This is a genomic window from uncultured Arenimonas sp., from assembly GCF_963976025.1.
Lineage (GTDB): Bacteria > Pseudomonadota > Gammaproteobacteria > Xanthomonadales > Xanthomonadaceae > Arenimonas.
The window spans coordinates 1-2,653 of sequence record NZ_CAXBJS010000260.1 but is presented as its reverse complement, the minus strand read 5'-3'; the positions used below and the strand labels follow the sequence as shown (position 1 = coordinate 2,653).

The window sequence follows — 2,653 nt, the reverse complement described above, 5'->3', positions numbered from 1 at the left end:
TCCTGGACTTCTCCGTCACCCTCGGGCTTGGACTTGCCCATTTCCAGCGCGACCAGCGAACCCAGTGCGTCCTTGTGGGTGCGCAGTGCGTCGGCGCAAAGGCGGATGGCTTCGCCACGGCGCGGCGCCGGGGTGGTGCGCCAGACCTTGAATGCCGCCTGGGCGCGCTCGAGGATCTTGTCGTAGTCGGCCTGCGACGACGCATAGACCTTGCCCAGCACCTCGCCATTGCCCGGGTTCACGGGTTCGATGACGCCGGCATCGCGGGTCTGCGACCACTCGCCGTGGCCGAGGTAGGTGCCGGATTCCTGGCCGGTCAGGCCGAGGGAGGTGAGGACTGCATGGGTCATTGTCTGCTCCAGGTACTGGGGCCGCGGTGCGGCCTTGGGAATGGCGACCCCGACACGATTCGAACGTGTGACCTTCCCCTTAGGAGGGGGATGCTCTATCCAGCTGAGCTACGGGGCCTTGCGGCCCGCCAGGGGCGGGCCAGCGGCTTAACCCCGAGATTGTCTCACGGCCGGGGCCAACGGGCGGGGAAAAAGAAAGGGCCGGACATGGTCCGGCCCTTTCAGGATTCGTGGTGGAGAGGATGGGGATCGAACCCACGACCTCATCGATGCGAACGATGCGCTCTCCCAGCTGAGCTACCCCCCCACGGAAGGTCGGGAAATTATAGGGGCATGTGGCGGCGAAGGCTAGCCGTCGGCCAGCAGCGGCCCCAGCGCCGGTTCAAGCAGGGTCCGGCGCCAGCCTTCAAGCGCCGCCGGCCAGCCGCGGCCGGCCAGCAGGGCCTCGAGGTGCTTGCGCGAGCACAGCAGGCCTTCGGGAATGTCGTGTTCGGCGGCCACGGCCGCGACCGCCTGCTGCATGGCCTTGATGCGGGCCTTGTCGAGGTTGTCGCCTTCGGCCAGGGGCAGGTCGAGTTCACCCTCGGCCAGCGGCGCAGACAGTGTTTCCCAGAGTTCGCCGCGGGCCTTGCGCGGGGCCTTGGGGTGGCGGTCGAGCACGGCGTGGAATTCCGACAGGCTGCGCGGTGGGCGGCGCGACAGCAGCACGGCCAGTTCGTTGTCGAGCACCCAGGACTTGGGCTTGTCGCTGCGCCGCGCCTGCACTTCGCGCCAGCGCAGCAGGCGGGCCAGGCGGGCCTGGCCTTCGGCGTCCAGGGTCTGGGCGCTGCGCAGGGCCAGGTGCGGGAAGGGATCGTCGGAGTCGTCGGCGGCGTTGCGAAGGGCGCGCTCGGCGTCCTGCTGCAGCCAGGCATGGCGGCCGCGCGTGGCCAGTTCGCGGTCGAGGAATTCGTGCAGGGCGTGCACGTGGCGCACGTCGTCGGCGGCGTATTCCTTCTGCGAATCGCTCAGCGGCCGGCGCAGCCAGTCGGAGCGGGTTTCGCCCTTGGCCAGCTGCACGCCGGTGACCTGTTCCACCAGCTTCTGGTAACCCAGGCCCGAGCCCAGTCCGCACAGGGCCGCCGCCACCTGGGTGTCGAACAACGGCGCGGGCAGGGCCGCGCAGCCGCGCTGGAGCGCCTGCAGGTCCTCGCTGGCGCTGTGCATGACCTTGGTGACCGCCGGATCCGCCAGAAGCGGCCGCAATGCCGCGTCCATGCCCGGGACCAGCGGGTCCACCAGCAGGATCTCGCCCGGGATCCCCAGCTGCACCAGGGCCAGCTGCGGGTAGTAGGTGCGTTCGCGGATGAATTCGGTGTCCAGCGCCACCAGGGGCTGGCCTGCCCAGCGGGCAAGGCGGTCGGACAGGTCGTCGGGGCGGTCGATCCAGGAAGTCACGGGGGTCCATTCGGTTGCCAGGAGCCGGCACCTTAGCCTAACTTCGGCTCGCCAGACCGAACCGAGGCCCCGGGGCGCCCGCGCCCAAGCACGCATGAGCAAGTACGCGAAAATCCTGCCGGTCGGGCTGCTGGCCGCCCTGCTGGCGGTGGCCTGCTCGTCGGAACCCGACGACAGCACCGCCGGTGGACCGGTGGCGCCGGTCACCGTGGATCCCGAGGACCTGGAACGCGAAGTCGTGCTGGCCCCGCGCGCGGAAGAAGCCACGGTGCCGGCCTGGACGCCGGAGATCACGCCGGTTCCGGCCTCGGACATCCGCAGGGCCCTGGCCGCGGCCGAAAACGCCGAAAAGGCGGGCCGGCTGTTTGTTGAAATCCCCTTCGAGCCGGAGGCGGCGACCGTGCTGCCCGAGGCCCCGGCCGAGGACGACGCCGACGCCGACGCGAGCGCCGACGCGGAGCCGCCACCCGCCCCCGAGCCCGGCGCGCTGGAACTGCTGCTGGGCGTGCTGGCCACCGAAGGCGACAACGCCACCGCCCTGGCCGGCGTCGAACGCATCCTTGGCGAGCTTCTGCAGCGCGGCCGCATCGCCCTGTCGGAAGGCCGTTTCGCCGACGCCGAACGGGTGGAGCGCGTGGCCGCGCGCGCCCAGCCCCAGCATCCGGACCTGGCCGCTTACCGCGAAACCCTGGCCGCGGCGCGCCGCGCCCAGGACGCCGTGCGACTGGCCGAGGCCCGCGCCGTGGCCAACCGCATCTTCAAGCCCGAAGGCGAGGGCGCCGTGGCGGCCTATCGCGAGGCGCTGCGCAACTACCCCGACTACCTGCCCGCCAGCGACGGCCTGGCCCGGCTGCAGGCGCGGCACC

3 protein-coding genes and 2 tRNA genes are annotated in these 2,653 nt (G+C 71.3%); 1 reads left to right on the top strand and 4 read right to left on the bottom strand.

Features of this window, described 5'->3' with window-relative positions:
• The 4 genes from AACZ35_RS13845 to rnd all read right to left on the bottom strand — a co-directional run.
• Positions 1-350, bottom strand: a 350-nt coding sequence (locus tag AACZ35_RS13845) for an aldehyde dehydrogenase family protein (protein ID WP_339830277.1), incomplete at its 3' end; no start/stop codon positions are given.
• 41 nt (positions 351-391) lie between these two features.
• Positions 392-468, bottom strand: a tRNA-Arg gene (locus AACZ35_RS13840).
• Between the two features lie 113 nt (positions 469-581).
• A tRNA-Ala gene (locus AACZ35_RS13835) sits at positions 582-657 on the bottom strand.
• 41 nt (positions 658-698) lie between these two features.
• The gene (gene rnd, locus AACZ35_RS13830) at positions 699-1,787 is read right to left on the bottom strand and encodes a ribonuclease D (protein ID WP_339830275.1); all 1,089 of its coding nucleotides are present in this window, start codon (positions 1,785-1,787) and stop codon (positions 699-701) included.
• A gap of 94 nt (positions 1,788-1,881) precedes the next feature.
• Here rnd and AACZ35_RS13825 point away from each other — a divergent pair.
• Positions 1,882-2,653: hypothetical protein (locus AACZ35_RS13825; RefSeq protein WP_339830273.1), on the top strand; the 772-nt coding region annotated here is incomplete at its 3' end.